Below are 3,039 nucleotides of genomic sequence, written 5' to 3' on the forward strand. Positions count from 1 at the left end.
GGTGGCCGTGATGACGCCGTTCACCACCTGGGAGGGGGTGACCTGGAAGGCGCCGACCGTGGGGTTGGGCACGTCGACCGTGGCCGTCTGCCAGTCCGACCACGCCGAGGTGGTTGCGGCGGTGGCGTTGACGGCGCGGGATCGCCAGCGGATCTTCCAGCCGTCGGTCAGCTTGCCCGCGGGGACGCTGACGGTGGCCTGCCCGCCGGACGTGACCGCCTGCGAGGCGCCGGTCCAGATCTGGCCGGTGCCCTGCCCGGTGGCGGCCGGGTCGTGCTCGATCTCGAACTCGCCGGTCAGCGAGCTGGTCGCGGTGTCGGCGACGGTGGCGGCCAGTTGCGGGGTGAGCGAACTGGTCACGGTGGTGCCGTTGACGTTCTGTGCCGGGGTGATGGCCAGACCGGAGACGGTCGGCGCGGATGCGGGGCCGCTGGTGGTGACGGTCAGCTTCGGCGGGATGTTGAAGTCGGTGTCCTCGGCGGAGGTGAACGTTCGGTAGTTGTTGATGTTCGTCTCGCCGGGCGACTTGAGCACCAGGCCGTGGTTGGCGGCGCCGGCGGCCCAGTCCTGGGCGATGCCGGTGACGTTCCAGTCCATGCTGTCCGGCCAGGGCTCGCAGTCCTGGTTGACGCCCTTGAAGTTGGTGGAGGCGTCCTCGGTGGTGTGGGCGGGCTTGTTGGCCCAGTACAGGTTGTCCGGGTCCCAGGCGCCGGTCAGGCGGGCGACCTGGATGCCGTTGGTGAGCGCGGGGCCGCAGGTGTGGGCGTCGATGGTGTGCATCGACAATGTGGCGGCGGTCACCGTGCTGCCCTGCAGGCCCGTGGTGTCGAAGCGCAGGTGCGTCCGCGCCTTGAACCCGCCTGTCATGGTGCCGGCGGTGAGGTATTGGTTGTCGGGGAAGGCGGGCAAGTCGACCGTGTCGTAGGTGGTGACCTCGACGTCGGCGCCGAGTGGCAGCGTGACCGCCGCGGCCACGCGCACCGGGTAGGTGGTGCCGGTGTCCGCGAGGAACGCCTGGTCCGGCTTGATTACCAGCTCCGTACGGCCGTCCTTGGTGACCACGTCCGTACCGGCCTCGCCGCGCTTGGCCGACGCGAGCCGGCCCTTGCCGCCGCCGTCCGACATGGCCGGGCGCGCCGACGAGGCGACCAGTTTCTTGTCCTTGCTCTTCAGCAGCAGTCGGCCGCCCTTGCCCTCGGTCAGGGTCAGGCCCTCGTCGTCGACGCCGATCCGCAGCTGCAGCGGCTTGGCGGGCCGCTGGCGCAGCACCACCTCATGCCGGAACCCGGTCGGCAGCGCCGTCACCACCAGGTCGGCCCCCGTACCGGCGGCGTCGGTGTAGGTGGCGACACTGCCCTTGACGGTCGGCTTGGGCAGCGGCGTCGGCCAGCGCAGCGCGTAGGACTTCCCGTCGGCGGCCATCTTCACGAACGGGTCCGTGCCACCGGCGGAGATCTCCACGACCGCGCCTTCGGCGAGGGCCTTGGCCCGCAGCCTGCCGCCCTGCTCGGCCAGGGTGGTGTCGATCGGCACCCAGCCACTGCCCTGCCTGGTCCGCACCGGACCAGCCGTGACCTCGGTCTTGAATGTCTTCCCGTCGGGCTGGGCGTAGGTGATGCCGGTGGCAGTCGTCTCGTCGGCGACCTCGACGGCCTTGCCCTGCTTGGCCGCCGACTGGGAGGCGGCGATCCGCGCCTGCGCCAGCGTGTTGGAGATCGCGTTCCCGGTCTTGCCGGCGATCCACGCCGCTGTGTCGTTCAGCGTCGCATCGTGGCGATTTCCCGAGGAGTCCGCAGCCGTTCGGCCGTCTCCTTCATCGAAGGTCCAGTGGCCCGCAGCCTGCTGCAGCGTGGTGAAGGACCAGGTGTAGGGGTCCATCACATTTTCCGACGAATCGATCGCCTCTGAGACCTCGACCGTGTACGTCAAGCCCGGCTTCAGTGGATCCTGCGGACTGAACGTCACGATCTTCTCGGTACTGTCGCGCGCCGTCGTGCCGGTGATCGCCGTGCCCTGTGCCGTTTTCACAGATACCACCGCGCCGCCGACCGGTTCGGAGAACGTGACCTGCACCTTGGCGTCGAGAGGCACATCTGTGGCGTCGGCCGCGGGCTCATGGCCGACCACGCGGGGCACAAGAGTGTCCTCTCCGTCCGGGTCCGTGGGCTCGTCCGCTTCCACGGGTTGCTCTGGGAGGTCCAGCTTGTCCGTCCCGACGAAATATGGCTGCCCGTCACGCTGCGTCTCGGCCTTGGCCGCGATCTCCGGGCTGAGTCCTATCGACGCGACCTCGTCGAAGCTGTCCGGCGTGTACGTCGACCGCTCGATCGCCTCCTCGTACTCGGGAAACGTGCCCAGGAGGTCGGGGGTCGCGATGACGACCGTCTCGCGCCGGCGAGGGGCCGGTGGCTCGAAGTCGACTGTGAGCCGGGGGCCGTGGGCGGGGTAGCCGCTGGTCTGCTCCCGGCTGCGGTAGCGGCGCCAGTTCCGCAGTTCGGATTCGTCACCCGCGGTGAGCTGGAATCCGTAGTTCGGTTCCCCGTTGGCCCATTCCTGGACGATGGCGTCGACCGAGTGGATGAGGTCGTGCTCGTAGTTCATCGAGCCGGAGCAGTCGGGGCTGTAGGCCCCGGGCTCGTTGTCCGCGCCCGCGCCGGTGACCGACGGCTGGGCGTTCCACTGCAGGGTCAGATGGTCCCAGTCGGAGATGACCCGCCGCGCGGTGATTCCGGATCCGACGTACTCGCCGCAGTCGTTGGACAGGTAGTTCCACAGCTCCAGGTCGGCGTTCTGGATCGTGGAGCCCCAGAACGGGTCGCTTGACGGGGGGAGCGGGAACTGGATGTAGGCGCGCCAGCGCTTGGCGATGTTACTGGCGTAGGACTTGCCGACCCACATCTGGTCGCGGTAGTGCATGTCCCAGCTGTCGGTCAGGTCCACATCGTTGATGTAGGTGTCCATCGGATCGCCGGCAGGACAGGGGGCGCCCCCGAGGGTGCACTCGTACCAGTCGTCGTCGACGGCGGCCATGGCCACCGG

The 3,039-nt window shown here is 69.1% G+C and carries 1 protein-coding gene; it reads right to left on the bottom strand.

Translation table 11 applies throughout. The features are described from left to right. The coding region (locus ACZ6R6_RS49220) for a DNRLRE domain-containing protein (RefSeq protein WP_470104451.1) at positions 1 to 3,039 on the bottom strand (3,039 nt) is incomplete at both ends.

The organism is Streptosporangium sp. NPDC048886 (assembly GCF_055586905.1).